Consider the following 17,750-nt stretch of genomic DNA (forward strand, 5'->3'; position numbering starts at 1 on the left):
ATGTTTCAGTTCCCCTCGTTCGCTCTACACTCCATATCGAGTGAGTACCCAGCTTATGCCAGGTGGGTTCCCCCATTCGGAAATCTCCGGATCAAAGCTTATTTACCAGCTCCCCGAAGCTTATCGCAGATTAACACGTCCTTCATCGCCTCTGAATGCCAAGGCATCCACCGCTTGCACTTATTTTCTTAAGTCTATTTCTATACTAAATTGTTAAATATCTCTATCTTCGCGTAAATAAGTATGGTGGAGCCAAGCGGGATCGAACCGCTGACCCCCTGCGTGCAAAGCAGGTGCTCTCCCAGCTGAGCTATGGCCCCAAAATTACTGGTGGGTCTGAGTAGACTCGAACTACCGACCTCACCCTTATCAGGGGTGCGCTCTAACCAACTGAGCTACAGACCCATATTCTATTTACACTAAAATATATTACCTACAAACACTATGCTAAATCACTTGAATATGTAATTAGAGCTTATTTCTATTTTTTCGTATTTTCGTTAAGGAGGTGATCCAGCCGCAGGTTCCCCTACGGCTACCTTGTTACGACTTCACCCCAGTTATGAATCACTCCGTGGTAAACGCCCATTCGTTAAGCTATCTACTTCTGGAGCAACCCACTCCCATGGTGTGACGGGCGGTGTGTACAAGACCCGGGAACGTATTCACCGCAGTATTCTGACCTGCGATTACTAGCGATTCCGACTTCATGCAGTCGAGTTGCAGACTGCAATCCGGACTAAGAGTACCTTTCTGAGTTTCGCTCCAGCTCGCACCTTCGCAGCCCTCTGTAATACCCATTGTAGCACGTGTGTAGCCCTGGTCGTAAGGGCCATGATGACTTGACGTCGTCCCCACCTTCCTCCGCCTTGTCAGCGGCAGTCTCAATAGAGTACCCAACTTAATGATGGTAACTATCAATAGGGGTTGCGCTCGTTGCGGGACTTAACCCAACATTTCACAACACGAGCTGACGACAGCCGTGCAGCACCTGTCACTGCGTTCCCGAAGGCACCAATCTATCTCTAGAAAGTTCGCAGGATGTCAAGACCAGGTAAGGTTCTTCGCGTTGCATCGAATTAAACCACATGCTCCACCGCTTGTGCGGGTCCCCGTCAATTCCTTTGAGTTTTAGCCTTGCGGCCGTAGTCCCCAGGCGGAGTACTTAACGCGTTAGCTGCGCCACTAGATCCTTTACACCGAATCCAACAGCTAGTACTCATCGTTTACAGCGTGGACTACCAGGGTATCTAATCCTGTTTGATCCCCACGCTTTCGTCCCTCAGTGTCAGTATTGGTCCAGAATGTTGCCTTCGCCATTGGTGTTCCTTCTGATCTCTACGCATTTCACCGCTACACCAGAAGTTCCCTATTCCTCTACCATACTCTAGTTTGTCAGTATCAAATGCAGTTCCAAGGTTGAGCCCTGGGCTTTCACATCTGACTTAACAAACCACCTACAGACCCTTTACGCCCAGTAATTCCGATTAACGCTCGGACCCCCCGTATTACCGCGGCTGCTGGCACGGAGTTAGCCGGTCCTTATTCTTTGGGCAACGTCCTTCCTGCAAGCTATTAACTCACAGGCTTTCCTCCCCAACTAAAGTGCTTTACAACCCTAGAGCCTTCTTCACACACATGGCATTGCTGGATCAGGGTTTCCCCCATTGTCCAATATTCCCCACTGCTGCCTCCCGTAGGAGTTTGGGCCGTGTCTCAGTCCCAATGTGGCTGATCATCCTCTCAAATCAGCTATGGATCGTAGCCTTGGTAGGCCCTTACCCCACCAACTAGCTAATCCAACGCAGGCTCATCCATCTGCGGCAGCGCAAAGGCCACCTTTAATCCGCAGATATTATGCGGTATTAACAGTCGTTTCCAACTGGTATCCCCCACAGATGGGCAGATTCCTACGCGTTACTCACCCGTCCGCCACTCGTCAGCATCCGAAGACCTGTTACCGTTCGACTTGCATGTGTTAAGCATGCCACCAGCGTTCAATCTGAGCCAGGATCAAACTCTTCAGTTTAATTCTCAAATTCTGACTCTAACTACTGATACTCAAATTCTTTAACAAAGTGTTTGTATATAATATATCTCTTAAATATCTTAGAAGCCTTAGCTTCCTACCGTTGACATCACCCGTCAGCCGGTGAAGACATATAATACGCATCACTCATCCAAAATGCAACTACTTTTTTCAAAAAAATTAAACTTTTTACAACTTTTTTTATCTAAATATAAAATCATCTATAAAAACCAACGCCTATATACCATTTTTATACACTCTATATCACGTTTTAACGCTTTTGGGACAAATATACAAATATCTAACTTTTCTAAAAAAAATAATACTTTTTATCTATTTATTGCACTTTCAATAAATGTGCTGAATCTGGTCATAGCTTCTGCCAAAATATTTAAATCATCAGCACAGCTGATTCTTATATAGCTTTCCAAGCCAAAGTAACTTCCAGGTGTTTTAGCTAAAGCTTGTTCTTTTAATAAAGCTAAGCAAAATTCTATATCGTTTTTGAATTTAGTTTTTTGTAACAACTTCTCTAGTTTTGGAAAAAAATAGAAAGTCCCCGATGGTCTTACCACCTCAACTCCTTCCATATTATCTAAATACTCATAAACATACATTACTCTTTCTTTATAAACAGATGTATATCTCTCTAAATACTTATCATCTAAAGCTAAAGCTTCTATAGATGCCATCTGAGATATTGAACAAGCTACACCAGTAGTCTGAGATTGTAGTTTTGCTATAGCATTTTTTAAGATTTCTGGAGCTATAACATAACCAACTCTCCAACCAGCCATAGCATAACCCTTGGACATTCCACTTGCTATGATAAATCTACTAGATAAATAGGGAGCAATCTGTAATAAAGAAATAGCTACATCATCAAATAAAGTTTGATCATATATTTCATCTGAAATAATCCATATATCTGGATACTTTCTAATCAACCCTGCAAAAGAAGCTAATGTTTGCTTTGTATATAAAGCACCTGTAGGGTTGTTAGGGGAGTTTAGAATAATAGCTTTTGTTTTAGATGTTACAGATTTTTCAATTTCTTTAATATCTAATTGGAAATTATTTTCAGCATGAGTTTTTAACTATAACTGATTTTGCTCCAGCTAATTTTAATTGTTCTGGATAGCACACCCAATACGGTGCGAAATATATAGCTTCATCTCCATCATCAAAAATACATGTAAAAATATTATGTATACTTTGCTTAGTGCTACTTGTTACACAAATCTGATTTTTATTAAAACTTAAACCATAATCTCTTTTATATCTTTTAACTATGGCTTCTTTTAATTCAGAAATTCCATCTATTGGAGGATACTTAGTAATATTATTATCTATAGCTCTTTTAGCAGCCTCTTTGACACAATCCGATGAGAAAAACCCTGGCTCTCCTGTAGAAAGAGATATCACATCTCTTCCCTGCTGCTTTAACTCCTCTGCTAATTGAGACATTACAACTGTAGCTGATACCTCAATACTGTTTACTTTTTTACTAATTTTTAGCATTATTTGACCTTATATTTTTTTTATACTAACCAGCTAGATGCCTTTTTACTCTGCCTAATAGTTTGGAGATGTCCTTTATAAAAAATTATCTCCACTGGTAAATTATGGCATAAGAAGAATGGCATACTCTCAGTGAAACCATATGCTCTGGTTTGTTTAAATATTAAATAGTCCTTTAACTCTATATCTTTTGGTAAATTTACAGTGTCCGCCTTATCTAAGCTTGTACATAGAGGCCCATGAACCTGGAAGTCATTTCTCTCACTGCAAGATTTTTCTCTAAGCAATTCTATTGGGAAACTTTCTCCAGTTAATGCAGGCCTAACTAAGTGTTGAGCACCTCCATCAGCCACAAGCAAATCAACACCATTTACTGATTTCCTATCTACAATTTTAGTTAAATAAACGCCACTTTCTGCAACAGCATATCTACCTAGTTCTAGCCAATATTCTATTTCTGGAAATTTTTCTTTAAGATCTTTAAAGCAAGATATTAAATCATTTATTGATACTGTTTTTTGACTGGTATTGTAAGGAACACCTATTCCACCGCCCAAATCTATAACCTTTAAAGAAATACCAATAGCCTCACTTAAATCTAGCAAAGCTTTAGTTATTGTATTCCATATCTGAGATAGCTTATCTAAGCAAAGAATATTTTCCCACTGAAAACAATGCATTCCAATTATTGACATATTATTAGAAATATCCGGGGCACTATCAAAAAAGTCTTTCCAATCATTTATAGATAATCCAAAAGGAGTTACACACCTACCCCCTCCAAGTACATTACTTTCTTGATCATCCCACACAAGTTGTACTCTTAAAAGAACGGTAACATTTATATTATTTTTTCTACAAGGTCTAATAAATCTTTAAATTGATTTGTGCTCTCGATTACTAAAATTCTAACGCCTTGAGCTAGAAAATACTCTAGTTGAGAGTATGACTTAGCTGGCCCAGTATGTAAAATATTTTCAGGATTCACTCCTTGAGCTAAAACCTGATCCAATTCTCTAATACTAGCAACATCAAAACTTATTTTTTGCTCATCGAAAATCTTAATTCTAGATAATGGATTTGCTTTTAGTGCATACCATAATTTTACTGGTAGTTTTTTCAGTTCTTTAACATGTGTTTCCAACATATCCAGATCATAATAAAAAAGAAGCATCACATTCTTTAAAGATAATCTCCAAATTATTTCTATGAGTCTCTATATTCATTAAACTACCTCAATATCTCTTCTAGTTGTTAATGACGCATCACTCTTCTCATCCCTATATTTAATAATAATTGGACAATAAGATTGAAGACCATTTTCTTGAGCCCAACTAGTATTAATTGGTCTACTACCTGGAACGATCACTGCATTTTCAGGAATTTTTGAGCCTTTAGGTAAAACCTTATCATTCACAGCATAATAGACAGCTACGCCTTTTGATAAAACAACAGATGGCGCTATAACAGCGCCTGCCCCAACGAACACATCATCCTCAATGACTACTGGATTCATACCCATTGGTTCTAAAACACCACCAATCTGAACTGCTGCTGATAAGTGTACATTCTTACCAATCGGGCACATGATCCAACTAAAGCATGACTATCAACCATAGTTCCAGAGTCAACATATGCTCCTATATTAATATAAGATGGCGCTACATAAGCCCCTGCTCTAACAGATGAACCACCTGGCACTAATCTAACACCATCATCTACACTAAAATTTCTAACTGGTAAATTATCTTTATCAACAAATCCAGAATAGGATCCAGAAAGTTCAATATTATGGCCAGCCTTAAAAGCAGCTAATATCTCCTTTTTAACATCTTGATTTGCAATCCACTCACCGTTTTCTAATTGAATTGCTGCTCTTAATCTTCCTGCTTCTAACTCTTCGATAACATTTTTCCAATTCATTATAAATTTCTCTCCGCTTTTTATTTATATATGGCTGAACCAATCTTTAACCAAACTATCAGCTCCTATCAATAAACTTAAATCCTGAAGTTCATCTGCTAATAGAGGTGCTCTTAAAGTATTTGTCGTTATTACACTATTATGTGCTAGCCACACTTTAACAGGTATTGGGTTTGCAACACTAAAGCATGATCTAGTTGCTGCTTGCCATACAGCTTTATCTTCAAGTGTTATTTCATAAGCTAGAGGCTGTCTAACACGCTCTTTTGTTTATTCTGACCAAACATTAGATATAACCGAAACAAGCCCTTTAACACCAACATCCGCTAGCTCTGGCAATAGACCTTCTTCTCCGCTATATATTACTAAATTTGGTGCTAATTCATGATAACGAGCACATCTCTGTATATCTCCTGAAGCCTCTTTTAATGCACAAAGATTTGGATGATTTCGTAAATTTATTAAAACTTCTTCTGCTAGATTGACCCCAGTTCTTGAAGGAACATTGTAAAGCATACAAGGTCTTTCTGCTTTATCTAGAACTGCCTTAAACCAACTAGTTTGACTAGCCGATCCAGGCTTTGTATAAAGTAGAGTAACAACCAAGAAGCAATCAACTCTTTGTGTCTGACAAAACTCTATCCATTGAAGTTGTTTAGCTAACTGAAAACCACCGACTCCGACCATTATTGGAACATTAAGATTTAAATTAGTTACAAATCTTACAACTTCACACTGCTCATCAAAATCTAAATCTAAAGCTTCACCTGTGCTACCAAGTATTAAAATACCACACCCTTGATGTTCTTGAATTCTTAATAAACTCTCAAAACTAACCCGGTCAATAGAGCCGTCTTCAAACATTGGGGTAACTAATGCAGTATATAATCTATTATTAATATCTATAGACATAATCTCTCTCCTACCAACTCATCAAAATAAACAAATCCGGTAATACCTCTTTGAAATACTTCTCTTGCTGTCCATATAGCTCCTTCAGCAAACAAACTTCTGTCGTGGGCTGTATGTTTAAACTCCATTGTTTCATGCTGTGTATTTACCTTAACTTGATGCTGTCCTTCTATATCTCCCTCTCTAATAGACTCTATAGATACATCTCCTATATTTAACCAATTTCTCCAAGATACCGCCGTACCACTAGGAGTATCAACTTTTTGTACATGATGCTTTTCTGTAATTGAATAATCAGTATTTTCATGTAATTGATTTAACTGACCTAATGGCGCCAAAATATTTCTCACCACCCCATAGACAAACTAAAATTATTAGCAACAACCCAAGTTTTCTGATTTTGATTTATATAAATTAATAAAATCCTGATCCCAGTTATAACCTGTTATACCACAAATCACTAGAGTATTTGCCTCTAATAATATAGGCAAAAGCTCTTGTAATATTTTTGCATTAACAAAAACTATTGCTACATCCGCATTTTGTAGTGCCTGTACTGTTAATATATTTTTTGAGTCATATATTCCTGATATTTTATCTTGTGGTAAAAGACCTGCTACTGCGGACCCTGTTTTACCATTACCAACTATAGCTAATCTCATCTCTCTCCTCTAGCTGAAAAAACTACTGTAAACATTATTAATAACTTTTGCGCATCTTTACTAGCTACAAGCATACATATACTATCTTCACTAGCTCCATGAGTAAAAAGCCTAATATTGTAGTCTTTAAGGCTACTAAAAAGCTCTCCACTAACACCATTTATTTGGTATAAATTACTACCGACAACACTAACTAAAGATAAATCATTTTCAACTTTAATACTCACATTATCTATAGACTCTAAATCTTTTAAAAGCTCTGGTGTTACTAAATCATCACCCATCGAGTGACTTCCAAGTTTATCTAAAGTGATTGCAACACTTACCTCACTAGTGGAAACCAAATCAACCGCGATATTATGGTTAGCCAAAATACTGAAAACCTTTACTAAAAAACCTTGGGAACCAAACATATTAAAGCTTTTTATAGTTAGCAAAGTTTGATCTTTTCTTTCAGCTACAGCTATGATGTTTCTATTAGAATCCGCTTTTTGTGTGATTAAAGTACCACCAAGTTTTGGTTGAAAAGTTGAACCAATGTAAACATCAAAATTACTAGTCATTGCTGGCCAAAATGTTTTAGGATGAACAACCTTAGCTCCAAAAGTAGCTAATTCTGCCGCCTCGATAAATCCTAAAGTACCTAAAGAGCTAGCACTAGGAACAACTCTTGGATCAGCCTGATAAATACCTGTTACATCCGTATAAATTTTTAGTTGAGCCGCTTTTATAGCTTGTGTGTATAAAGCTGCAGAATAATCACTACACCCTCTACCTAAAGTTGTAGTGTTCTCATGAGCATCTGAACCAATAAACCCTCCCAGAACACAAACATAACCCTCCCTTATTTTAGGTATAACATGCTCCATAGTATTAGTTTCTAAAGCCGATAAATCTGGGCTAGCACAACCAAAATTACTACTCGTTTTAAGGGTTTTTCTTGAATCTAAATGATAAGTATTTATACCGTTTTGATTAAAAATATTAGCAACCAGAACAGAAGAAATAATCTCTCCAAAAGCTAAGATAGAATCTGATAGTTGCTTACCACTAAAAATAAGTGGCCATATTTGCAAACATTTTAAGCTCAGCAATCATATTACTTACAGTAGTAGTTACATCTTCTGAATCAATAGACTCCAATATTGGATTAACTATAGATTTTACCTGTTCTATAATTTCTTCTATTTTTGAATTATCTTTATTATTTGCTAATTCAATTAATAGATTTGTGATACCTGACTGAGCACTTACAACGACCAGTTTTATTCTATTATCTGAATTAACTATATTAGCGCATTGTCTTAATAGTTTCTTAATTTACTACACTTGTGCCACCAAATTTGGCAACGATTGTTTCTGACATATTAGCTCTCTCATCTAACAGCTATATATCAGACGAGAGAACATAAAATTTGAGAAATAAATACACAAACTAAAGCACCTCACGTCGATACATTTTTTTAAACGACATGACAGTTCTACTACCTTTCAATATCAAAACCAAGACTACCAATCATAAACTTGGATAATCTTTCGGCGTTAGTTCTATCCTTTCTAGTGATCATAGGGGTTTATGCGCCTAACACCAGAGCTATGACAAATGCACCTCTTTAATTACACTTTTGATTAAGTGTTAGAATCGAGTCTAACATCGCACTGATCTTAGATAAAAGTTTTTTATAGCAAAAAAGCTGATTTTATAACTACTAATTTGTACTTAATGCTGCAACGCAGAGTCGATGTTTTTTTATGAAGTTCTAACTTACAGGTAAGTTAGAAACAAAGAGATGCTATTATTTTAATAATTTAATCTGTAAATTTATCTGTTGCTCTGACTAAAGCCTCTAGAATTCCCGGTTCTCTGATAGAGTGGCCAGCATCTGCGATAATATCTAGCTCTGCCTTTGGCCAAACTTTATGCAAATCCCAAGCACTTACTGCTGGGCAAACCATATCATAACGACCCTGCACTATCACACCTGGAATATCTTTAATTTTATAAGCTTCTTCCAATAATTGGGCTTCTTGTATAAATAATTTGTTTTTAAAATAATGACATTCGATCCTTGCAAAGGCTAAACTAAACTTATCCTCTGCATACCTATCCATAGATTTCTTATCTATGAATAATTTACTTGTTGATGCCTCCCAAACACTCCAAGCTATAGCAGCTTGTTGTTTAAGCTTTTCATCATCACCTGTAAGTATTGAATGATATGCTGATATAAAATCTTTTCTCTGCTCTACTGGAATAGGTTCTATATATTTCTCCCACATATCAGGAAATACCATACTAGCACCATGCTGGTACAACCAAGACAACTCCTTTTCTCGCCCAAGAAATATGCCTCTTAGAACAAGCTCTGTTACAACCTCTGGATAAGCCTGAGCATATGCTAACCCTAGAGTACTACCCCAAGATCCTCCAAAAAGCATCCACTTATCAATATTCAATTTTTTACGAATTTTTTCAAAATCCCTAATTAAATCTTGAGTTGTATTTTCTTTAAGCTCTGCAAAAGGCGTACTTTTACCACAGCCTCGCTGATCTACTAATATTAAACGATATTTATCTGGGTTGAAGTACTGCCTATAACTTGGTTGAATACCGCCTCCTGGACCACCGTGAATAAATACAGCAGGCTTTCCATTAGGGTTTCCGCACTCTTCAAAATATATTGTATGAATATCTGAAACTTTTAAAAACTCTTGATTAAATGGTTCTATTTCTGGATACAATGGCATGATACGCCTATAAATCTTAAACCTTATTGGCTAAAGTATCTATCAAAAAAAATAACTAAGCAAATCAAGATTTAGCTAAAGTAAAATATTTTTTTGATTCTCCTCTAAGATTTTTAAAAAAATATCTTTAGGAATTTGCTTAACTTCACATATTTTATCAATCACCTTAAATAATAAAGCTGGCATACCATCATTTTGCTCTTTACCCAAAAGCCATGAATATGATGAAGGATTATCTGTCTCAGTCAAAATCCTCTCCAAAGGTATACGTCTAGTTATCTCTCTAATATGTTTGCTAAATAGAATCTCAACACCAATTGAGAAATGGCTACCTAGCGCTAAATATTTGTCCAATACTTCAAGATCTCCTGCATACCAGTGGACAATACTATGGCGCTTATATCTTTCTAAAATTTGCAAAACCTCTAGCTCTGCATCACTTGTATGTAAATTTAGTAATTTATTATCTACAGCTCTGTGTGAGACTATATATTCAAATACTTGCTGCTGATCTCTAAATGAGGCAGCATAATCCAAAAATTTCTTATCTAAACCAATCTCTCCTATATATTTACTCTCAAACAAGTATTTATCTAAAGATATTAAATCTTGTGCATATATATCTGCCTTCCATGGATGAATGCCAAATGATGGAATAATAAAATCATATTTATCGCTTAGGGCTTTTATCGAAATATATGATGGAACACACATTGCAACAGATAAGAGCTTTATATCATAGGTTCGACACTCTTTAGCTACCTTGTTTAAATCCTCTGATGAATATTTATCTGTATGGACATGTGCATCTAATATCATTTATATATACATTAATTTTTTCCAATGAATATGGCCGTATATTGCCACAATTAGATATATAAATGTAGTGATAGCTGCAAATGGTAAATCTTTATACATATATAACAGTACATAAGTGGAATCAACAACCATCCATATCATCCAGTTATCTATTACTTTTCTGCTTGCTAAAAAAACGCAAACAAGTGATGCCACACTTGTAAAACCATCCATATATGGCGTTGTTGAGTCCGTATAATATATAAGTAGATGAGAAACCACCAAACCAAACACCCCAATACTTACTAAAACCTTTAACCAGCCAATAATTTTAAGTCTATGAACAACTATCTTTTTATGACTAAAGTTAGGTTGCCAACTATACCAGCCATACCCAAAACTAAATAAAAGAATTATCTGCAATATGGCGTCAGCATATAAGCCGCTTATAGAAAACAATCCTGCACTCATAATCAAGCCAACTATACCAACAGGCCAACCAATAATATATAGCCCTGCTAATAAAAAAGTACATAAAAGATTAATAACCATAGTACAAAAATCAAGAAGATGAATCATGACTCTATTAAAGATAAATTTTTAAACATTATAATAACTTGTACTTTTGAATAAAAAAACTGGTGATCTAAATAATACACATAACTAGTGTTAAGCTATTAGTAAGATAAAGAAATAATTGACTATGTTTAAAAGCAGATATATTATCACTAATGCTTGTTATAACATATTGATATATAAGGATAAGACTATGAAACTAAAAAAATATTAACAGCTACCTTACTTGCAACATCAGCTTTATCACTAAGTAGTTGCTGGTTAGTTGTAGCCGGTGCAGTAGGTGCTGGTACTGTTGCTTATGTTGATGGTAAATACTTAATGAACTTAGACGATCGCCTAAAAGATGTTACTAGCGCAACTCTTAAAGCTATTAGTGAAAATGTCAACTTAGTAATTACTAAGAAAAATGTAGCTCCAACTAAAACTGATATCAAAGGTAAAACTAAAGTAGGTTCTACTGATTTCTATATTGAAATACGTGAAATTACTAAGAATGCATCAAAAGTAACTATCAAATTTGGTACATTTGGTGATCAAGCAATGTCAGCAACATTAATGGGACAAATCCAAAAAAATCTATAATTTAAAGGTTAACTAAAATGACTATCTTTAGAAAACTTCTTATTGCAACAATAGTATCTGCCTCTGCACTAACATTAAACAGCTGTATTGTGGCTGCTGTTGCTGTTGGTGGTGGTACAGTTGCTTATGTAGAAGGTAACTATTCTATGAATATAGAAGGTAACTACATTGCTGTATATAAGGCAGCTCTTAAAGCAGTTAATGATAATAACGACTTTGTTCTAGTATCAAAAGAAATTGATAAAGCTAATAAATCTGCCGATATCGAGGGTGCTACTAAGATAGATAGCACAAGCTTTAGTATTAAGATAGATAGTCTTACTGATAAAATATCTAAAATAACTATCAAATTTGGTACTTTTGGTGATCAAGCAATGTCATCAAAACTTATGGATCAAATTCAGGCTAACGTATACAAAGCTTCTTAGTAATGTTCAAAAAAGCTCACTTTATAATTTTATCAGTTATCATGCTGCTATCTCTGAATAGTTGTGTTGCTACTGCAATTTTAATAGGAGCAGCAGTCGTTGCTGGTGGTGCTGTATATTATGTAAATGGTGATTATATAATTGAGGTGCCCAAAGATATCCGCTCCGTATACAATGCAACTATCAAAACTATGCAGATGGATAAACAGTTTTCTCTACTTAGCCAATCATATAAAGACAAAACAGCTGAAGTCAAAGCATCTCAGAATGGTAATAATGTAACTATTAGCCTAACTAGTCTAAGTACCCGCTCTACTGAGATAAAAATTCGAGTCGGAACTCTCGGCGACGAGAAAGATTCAATAAATATAGCAAATGCCATAACCAAAAATATACCCTAGATAAGTATTTATCCAATTTTGGTCAACTTTTTCTTTTTAAAAACTTTCAAATATGTATAATTTGTGTTAATTCTGAACTGACCCAGTATTACTATATTATCATGAGTAATAAAGTACTAGACACATACTACAAAAACAATAGGCATATATGGGTGTTAGTATTATCTGGTGCTGTTATAGGAACATTAGTCGGCCTATTTGCAACATTTTTCCAATTAATCCTAGACTCAATTACTGAGCTTAAAAAAATGTTGTTTTCTTTAAGTGGTGGTAATCTATTTGTTGAAATTATAATGTCTGTTTCTCTAACTATAACTATGGTAGTGATATCAGTCCTTATAGTTAGAAAGTTTGCCAAAGAAGCTGGTGGTAGTGGTATCCAAGAAGTAGAAGGTGCGCTAAAAGGATGTCGAAAACTACGTAAAAGAGTAGTCCCTGTCAAATTTGTGAGTGGCCTTTTCTCTTTAGGTTCTGGTTTAAGCTTAGGTAAAGAAGGTCCTTCAATACATATGGCTGCTGCATTAGCTCAGTTCTTTGTGGATAGATTTAAGCTCACCAAAAAATATGCAAACGCTGTGATATCTGCTGGTGCTGGTGCTGGTTTAGCTGCTGCATTTAATACTCCTCTTTCGGGAATTGTCTTTGTAATCGAAGAAATGAATAGAAAGTTTAGGTTTAGTGTTTCAGCAATAAAATGTGTGCTTGTAGCTTGTATTATGAGTACGATTATTTCTAGAGCTATTATGGGCAATCCGCCTGCAATACGTGTCGAGACATTTAGTGCAGTTCCACAAAATACTCTTTGGTTATTTATGGTATTGGGTATTATATTTGGTTACTTTGGACTGCTATTTAACAAATCAATAATTAAAGTTGCAAACTTCTTCTCAGAAGGCTCTAAAAGAAGATACTGGACTCTAGTTATAACTGTTTGTATCGTATTTGGTGTCGGTGTGGTGCTTTCTCCAAATGCTGTAGGCGGTGGTTATATCGTAATAGCGAACGCCCTAGACTACAACTTATCTATCAAAATGCTTTTAGTTTTATTTGCGCTTCGTTTTGCCAGTGTAATTTTCTCATATGGAACAGGTGTTACAGGTGGTATATTTGCTCCGATGATTGCTCTTGGAACTGTTTTTGGACTAGCTTATGGTCTGTCTATAGCTCAGCTTTTTCCTAAGTATAATATTGATGCTGGTGTCTTTGCTGTAGCTGGAATGAGCGCTTTATTTACTGCAACAGTAGGTGCGCCACTGACTGGTATTGTACTTGTAATGGAAATGACTTGGAACTTCCACCTTTTACTTCCTTTGATGATAACCTGCTTTAGTGCGTCGATGCTGACATATATTCATCATCAAAAACCAATATATGATACTCTATTAAGACGTACTATTTCTAATGAAAGAAAGCAGCAGGCAAAGGAAAAAAATGAGCGAAACCAAAAACCAGCTCCAAATACTCAAGGACAAACTATCCCAAAAGAAGAAATATAATCATGCCATTTCTCTAATGCACTAGGACTTAGAAACACAAGCTCCTAAAAATTCAATCAATACCACATCTGAAGTTATTGGTTTTTTCAGTGAAAAAATCTATGAAATAACTAATAGTGAAGAAATAACTAGCAGTTTAAAATATTTAAATAATAATTTATCCAAACTTGATACAACTGATAAAAGAATTGTATATCTAACAACAAAGCAAAAAGATAAACTAAGCAAAATACCAAAAAACGAATATGTTGCATACAACAAACTACTATCACAAGCTCAAAATATTTGGACAAAAGCTCGTAAAGATAATGACTTTGAAGTATTTGCTCCATATCTAGAAGAGATTATAAAGTATCAAAAAAATATATAAAAAGATTTGGTTATAATGAGCATCCCTATGATGTGCTTCTTGATGATTATGAAGAAGGTATGACTGTTGCAAAATTAGAACCTTTCTTTGACAGTCTAAAAGAAAGAATAGTACCTCTTCTATAAAAAATAAAAGATGCTGATCAAGTTGATACTAGCTGTATTAATAAAGCATATAATATCGATAAGCAAAAAGAGTATTCTCAGAAAATAGCTAAGCAATTAGGATTTAACTTTGATAGTGGTATTCTAAAAGAAAGTGCTCGCCCATTTACTCTAAATTTCAATAAATATGATGTCAGAATGACAACACGTTATATTAAAGATCTTTTTACATCTTCATTATTTGGTACTATTCATGAAACTGGCCATGCCATGTATGAGCAAAATATTGGTGATAATATCTATGATACTATACTAGGCACTGGTGTTAACTTAGGAGTACACGAATCACAATCACGATTTTATGAAAACTTAGTCGGTAAAAATAAAGCATTTTGGGATAGTAACTTTAGTGAATTACAAAGCTTATTTGCTGAAAACTTGGCTAGCGCTAATGAAGAAGTATTCTATAAAGCTATTAACAAAGTTAGCCCTAGCCTAATCCGTGTAGAAGCAGATGAATTAACATATTCTCTACATATATTAGTACGATTTGAGATAGAAAAAGAAATTTTTGAGAAAGATATCGATGTTAGAGAGTTACCAAAGCTATGGAATGATAAATATCAAAAATACTTGGGCATTAGTCCGAATAATTTCTCTGATGGAATATTACAAGATGTTCACTGACCTGCTGGATTGTTTGGCTATTTCCCAACTTATGCTCTTGGCAGTGTATATGCTTCACAGATTTTTTATTATATGAATAAAGATTTTGATGTAAATAATACTATTAGAGAAAATAAACTAGAACTAATACTTAGCCTCTTAACTAAGCATATACATCAGTTTGGTAGTCTAAAACCTACTGATGAAATTATCTATGATATGTGTGGGGAGTATCTAAACGCTAAATACTACATTGATTATTTGGATGATAAGTTTTCTAAAATTTACAATTTAAAATAATATTGATATCAGTATCTTTCTACTCTAGCCTTTGCAACAAATATTAGCGATAATATAAGCATTAAAATCTAATTATTAGTATTTAAATATCAAAACCAAATGCTTATTTTGGTGAGTATGGAGGTCAATTTGTACCACAAAGTACTCGTTCCAGCTCTCGATCAACTAGAGCAAGAATTTATAAAAGCACAGTCTGATGAGGGTTTTAAATAAGAGTTTAAAGAACTTTTACAAGAGTAATGCAGGTCACCCAACTGCTTTGACAAAAACTAGAAATATAGTCAAAAACACAAAAACTAAATTATATCTAAAACGCGAAGATCTGCTCCACTGCGGTGCTCACAAAACCAATCAAGTACTTGGTCAAGCGCTACTTGCCAAGAGAATGGGTAAAAATGAGATAATTGCAGAAACAGGAGCTGGTCAACATGGAGTTGCAACGGCTTTAGCGTGTGCTTTACTTGATCTAAAGTGTAGAGTATACATGGGTGCTAAAGATGTTGAACGTCAAAGTCCTAATGTTTTTAGAATGAGATTAATGGGTGCTAAAGTCATACCTGTACATAGTGGTTCAGCAACACTTAAAGATGCTTGTAATGAAGCTCTAAGAGATTGGTCTGCAAACTATAACAAAGCTCACTATCTATTAGGCACTGCGGCAGGACCTCACCATTTTCAGATCCATTGGCAGATGGCCCAACAATTCAAGGAGCTAATCTTCGTGCTCTAGAGAGTGGCGTAACTCCTAAAGATTGTTTTGATATCCTCACAAAAATAAGAGTAAAATACCCGCATATTCCCATAGGCTTATTGCTTTATGCTAATTTAGTTTATGCAAATGGTATAGAGAATTTTTATCAAAAATGTTTAGCTGTAGGTGTTGATTCTATACTTATAGCTGATGTACCAGCTCATGAATCTAAAGAGTTTCGCGATATTGCTAAAAGAGTAGGTATATCTCAGATATTTATCGCTCCACCTGATGCTAATGAGACTACTCTTAAACAAATGTCTGAACTTGGAAGTGGTTATACGTATTTACTATCGAGAGTTGGTGTAACAGGTGCAGAAACTGCAGCAAATATGCCCGTAGAAGATGTATTAGCTAAAATCAGAGAGTATAATGCACCTAAGCCAATCTTAGGTTTTGGTATCTCTAAACCAGAGCAAGTACAACAAGCAATCAAAACGGGTGCTGCTGGTGCAATTTCAGGTTCTGCAACAGTGAAAATAATTCAAAACAATCTCTCAAATAAAGTAAAAATGCTTAGCGAGCTTGGATGTTTTGTTAAAGAAATGAAAGCCGCAACTAAAGATAATTAAAGATCAGCTTGCTTCTGTAAATTATAATTCTTCCTCCAAATTACATAACCATAGATAGCATTTATTAATGCTACAATTTTTGTAATAATCACAGGAATAATCGCAATGGTAATTGCTGAGTCCAAAATTCCATCAACCCAAATTGAAATTGTCAAAACATCTACAGCTAACCACAGTATCCAAAACTCTTTAAATAACAATACTGTAAGTATAAAAGCTATAATTGAAGTAACTTCAACAATAGCATCTGCGACCAACCCCACATTTTGACCAAAGTATAAATGTAAAACAAAATACCCATATATAGTCGATACCACAGCTATAAAAACCAAAATACTTATAAACTGTACTCTTGTTAATTTTTTGATTTTAATTTGTTTTTCTTTAGTTGTGTTTTTGGGTCTAGTCCAGTTATACCAACCATAAAACTGTATTGGACACAAAAAAAGTACGGCAAGAAGTAATTGGCCATAAACTTGGTTTTGATATGAGATTACAGCATACATAACTGCTGCTATAAGCCCTAAAATATAGTTAAAAACTTTTCCTTTAGCTGCTAATATCAAATTTGTAATACTAATAACAGAGAATATTAGTATAAATGCGCTACTCCCACTGATAGATGCCGCAACAACAGTTAATATTATACAGCTAACTAGCCAGCTAACCTCTCTTTTGCTCCAACCAGTAAAAGTATTTTGTAATATATTCATTTTATAAGTTAATAGAATATTTAGGATTGTATTTTAGAACTCTTGATAGCAAGCTACAAGTACTATTTAGTATTCGTGAAGAATGTAAAACTAAAAACACCATATAAAACACATTAAAACTTATCTATATTTTTTTTCCAATAAGCTTAATTTATTACTTGAAAAATAGCAAAGTATCCTTAAATATATAACAGA

11 protein-coding genes, 2 tRNA genes, 2 rRNA genes, 7 pseudogenes and 1 riboswitch (1 of these 23 cut by a window edge) are annotated in these 17,750 nt (G+C 34.9%); of the genes and pseudogenes, 7 read left to right on the forward strand and 15 right to left on the reverse strand.

Annotation, left to right across the window (positions count from 1 at the left end):
- The 14 genes and pseudogenes from FNO12_RS09165 to pnuC (FNO12_RS09225) form a co-directional block, all read right to left on the reverse strand.
- Nucleotides 1-194: ribosomal RNA gene (locus FNO12_RS09165) — 23S ribosomal RNA — on the reverse strand (it extends 2,693 nt beyond the left edge of the window).
- Nucleotides 195-244: 50 nt separating this feature from the next.
- A tRNA-Ala gene (locus FNO12_RS09170) sits at nucleotides 245-320 on the reverse strand.
- Nucleotides 321-328: 8 nt separating this feature from the next.
- Nucleotides 329-405, reverse strand: a tRNA-Ile gene (locus tag FNO12_RS09175).
- A gap of 96 nt (nucleotides 406-501) precedes the next feature.
- A 16S ribosomal RNA gene (locus FNO12_RS09180) occupies nucleotides 502-2,029 on the reverse strand.
- Together the 16S and 23S rRNA genes with 2 tRNA genes alongside form the textbook arrangement of a ribosomal RNA operon.
- A 329-nt stretch (nucleotides 2,030-2,358) precedes the next feature.
- Nucleotides 2,359-3,550, reverse strand: a pseudogene (locus tag FNO12_RS09185) (pyridoxal phosphate-dependent aminotransferase).
- Nucleotides 3,551-3,570: 20 nt separating this feature from the next.
- Nucleotides 3,571-4,776: pseudogene (locus FNO12_RS09190) on the reverse strand (PLP-dependent decarboxylase).
- Nucleotides 4,777-4,780: 4 nt separating this feature from the next.
- A pseudogene (locus FNO12_RS11655) lies at nucleotides 4,781-5,473 on the reverse strand (2,3,4,5-tetrahydropyridine-2,6-dicarboxylate N-succinyltransferase).
- 24 nt (nucleotides 5,474-5,497) lie between these two features.
- Nucleotides 5,498-6,385: pseudogene (dapA, locus tag FNO12_RS09200) on the reverse strand (4-hydroxy-tetrahydrodipicolinate synthase).
- Nucleotides 6,376-6,735, reverse strand: coding sequence for a dihydrodipicolinate reductase C-terminal domain-containing protein (locus tag FNO12_RS11325; protein WP_231138638.1), 360 nt, complete (start codon nucleotides 6,733-6,735; stop codon nucleotides 6,376-6,378). Before FNO12_RS11325 ends, dapA begins: the two are co-directional and overlap by 10 nt.
- Before the next feature lie 24 nt (nucleotides 6,736-6,759).
- Nucleotides 6,760-7,047: a Rossmann-fold NAD(P)-binding domain-containing protein gene (locus tag FNO12_RS11330; RefSeq protein WP_231138639.1), complete on the reverse strand. Its 288-nt coding sequence runs from the start codon at nucleotides 7,045-7,047 to the stop codon at nucleotides 6,760-6,762.
- A complete protein-coding gene (locus FNO12_RS09210) occupies nucleotides 7,044-8,123 on the reverse strand; it encodes an aspartate kinase (protein ID WP_014715652.1) in 1,080 nt (359 codons plus the stop codon). Before FNO12_RS09210 ends, FNO12_RS11330 begins: the two co-directional genes overlap by 4 nt.
- Nucleotides 8,124-8,477: 354 nt before the next feature.
- A riboswitch (Lysine riboswitch) is annotated at nucleotides 8,478-8,669 on the reverse strand.
- A gap of 187 nt (nucleotides 8,670-8,856) precedes the next feature.
- Nucleotides 8,857-9,795 (reverse strand): prolyl aminopeptidase, encoded by a 939-nt coding sequence (pip, locus tag FNO12_RS09215; RefSeq protein WP_014715653.1) that lies wholly within the window; start codon nucleotides 9,793-9,795, stop codon nucleotides 8,857-8,859.
- Nucleotides 9,796-9,870: 75 nt separating this feature from the next.
- The gene (locus FNO12_RS09220; protein ID WP_014715654.1) at nucleotides 9,871-10,614 is read right to left on the reverse strand and encodes a TatD family hydrolase; all 744 of its coding nucleotides are present in this window, start codon (nucleotides 10,612-10,614) and stop codon (nucleotides 9,871-9,873) included.
- Nucleotides 10,615-11,172, reverse strand: a complete 558-nt coding sequence (pnuC, locus tag FNO12_RS09225) for a nicotinamide riboside transporter PnuC (RefSeq protein ID WP_014715655.1) — start codon at nucleotides 11,170-11,172, stop codon at nucleotides 10,615-10,617.
- A 204-nt stretch (nucleotides 11,173-11,376) separates the two neighbouring features.
- On the opposite strand from pnuC (FNO12_RS09225), the gene FNO12_RS09230 reads away from it, so the two are divergent.
- The 7 genes and pseudogenes from FNO12_RS09230 to trpA form a co-directional block, all read left to right on the forward strand.
- Entirely contained in the window at nucleotides 11,377-11,754 is a 378-nt protein-coding gene (locus FNO12_RS09230) for a DUF3568 domain-containing protein (RefSeq protein WP_041257409.1), read from the forward strand.
- 17 nt (nucleotides 11,755-11,771) lie between these two features.
- Complete coding sequence (locus FNO12_RS09235) at nucleotides 11,772-12,182, forward strand: DUF3568 domain-containing protein (protein WP_014715657.1); 411 nt, start codon at nucleotides 11,772-11,774, stop codon at nucleotides 12,180-12,182.
- Between the two features lie 2 nt (nucleotides 12,183-12,184).
- On the forward strand, nucleotides 12,185-12,583 hold the full coding sequence (locus tag FNO12_RS09240) for a DUF3568 family protein (RefSeq protein WP_014715658.1): 399 nt from the start codon (nucleotides 12,185-12,187) through the stop codon (nucleotides 12,581-12,583).
- A gap of 101 nt (nucleotides 12,584-12,684) precedes the next feature.
- The gene (gene clcA / locus FNO12_RS09245) at nucleotides 12,685-14,079 is read left to right on the forward strand and encodes a H(+)/Cl(-) exchange transporter ClcA (protein WP_048349223.1); all 1,395 of its coding nucleotides are present in this window, start codon (nucleotides 12,685-12,687) and stop codon (nucleotides 14,077-14,079) included.
- 55 nt (nucleotides 14,080-14,134) lie between these two features.
- A pseudogene (locus FNO12_RS09250) lies at nucleotides 14,135-15,519 on the forward strand (carboxypeptidase M32).
- 86 nt (nucleotides 15,520-15,605) lie between these two features.
- Nucleotides 15,606-16,237, forward strand: a pseudogene (locus FNO12_RS09255) (pyridoxal-phosphate dependent enzyme); the annotation flags it as partial.
- Nucleotides 16,189-16,842 (forward strand): annotated as a pseudogene (trpA, locus tag FNO12_RS09260) (tryptophan synthase subunit alpha); the annotation flags it as partial. The pseudogenes FNO12_RS09255 and trpA, both read left to right, overlap by 49 nt.
- On the opposite strand, the gene pnuC (FNO12_RS09265) reads toward trpA, so the two are convergent.
- The gene (pnuC, locus tag FNO12_RS09265) at nucleotides 16,839-17,555 is read right to left on the reverse strand and encodes a nicotinamide riboside transporter PnuC (RefSeq protein WP_014715662.1); all 717 of its coding nucleotides are present in this window, start codon (nucleotides 17,553-17,555) and stop codon (nucleotides 16,839-16,841) included. The pseudogene trpA and the gene pnuC (FNO12_RS09265) overlap by 4 nt on opposite strands.
- Between the last annotated feature and the right edge of the window lie 195 nt (nucleotides 17,556-17,750).

This window comes from Francisella orientalis FNO12 (assembly GCF_001042525.2).
GTDB classification, from domain to species: Bacteria; Pseudomonadota; Gammaproteobacteria; order Francisellales; family Francisellaceae; genus Francisella; species Francisella orientalis.

Coding starts and splice junctions, on each gene's coding strand:
- FNO12_RS11330 (WP_231138639.1), bottom strand. CDS start 7,047: ATGAGATTAGCTATAGTTGGTAATGGTAAAACAGGGTCCGCAGTAGCA.
- pip (WP_014715653.1), bottom strand. CDS start 9,795: ATGCCATTGTATCCAGAAATAGAACCATTTAATCAAGAGTTTTTAAAA.
- FNO12_RS09220 (WP_014715654.1), bottom strand. CDS start 10,614: ATGATATTAGATGCACATGTCCATACAGATAAATATTCATCAGAGGAT.
- pnuC (WP_014715655.1), bottom strand. CDS start 11,172: ATGATTCATCTTCTTGATTTTTGTACTATGGTTATTAATCTTTTATGT.
- FNO12_RS09235 (WP_014715657.1), top strand. CDS start 11,772: ATGACTATCTTTAGAAAACTTCTTATTGCAACAATAGTATCTGCCTCT.
- FNO12_RS09240 (WP_014715658.1), top strand. CDS start 12,185: ATGTTCAAAAAAGCTCACTTTATAATTTTATCAGTTATCATGCTGCTA.
- clcA (WP_048349223.1), top strand. CDS start 12,685: ATGAGTAATAAAGTACTAGACACATACTACAAAAACAATAGGCATATA.
- pnuC (WP_014715662.1), bottom strand. CDS start 17,555: ATGAATATATTACAAAATACTTTTACTGGTTGGAGCAAAAGAGAGGTT.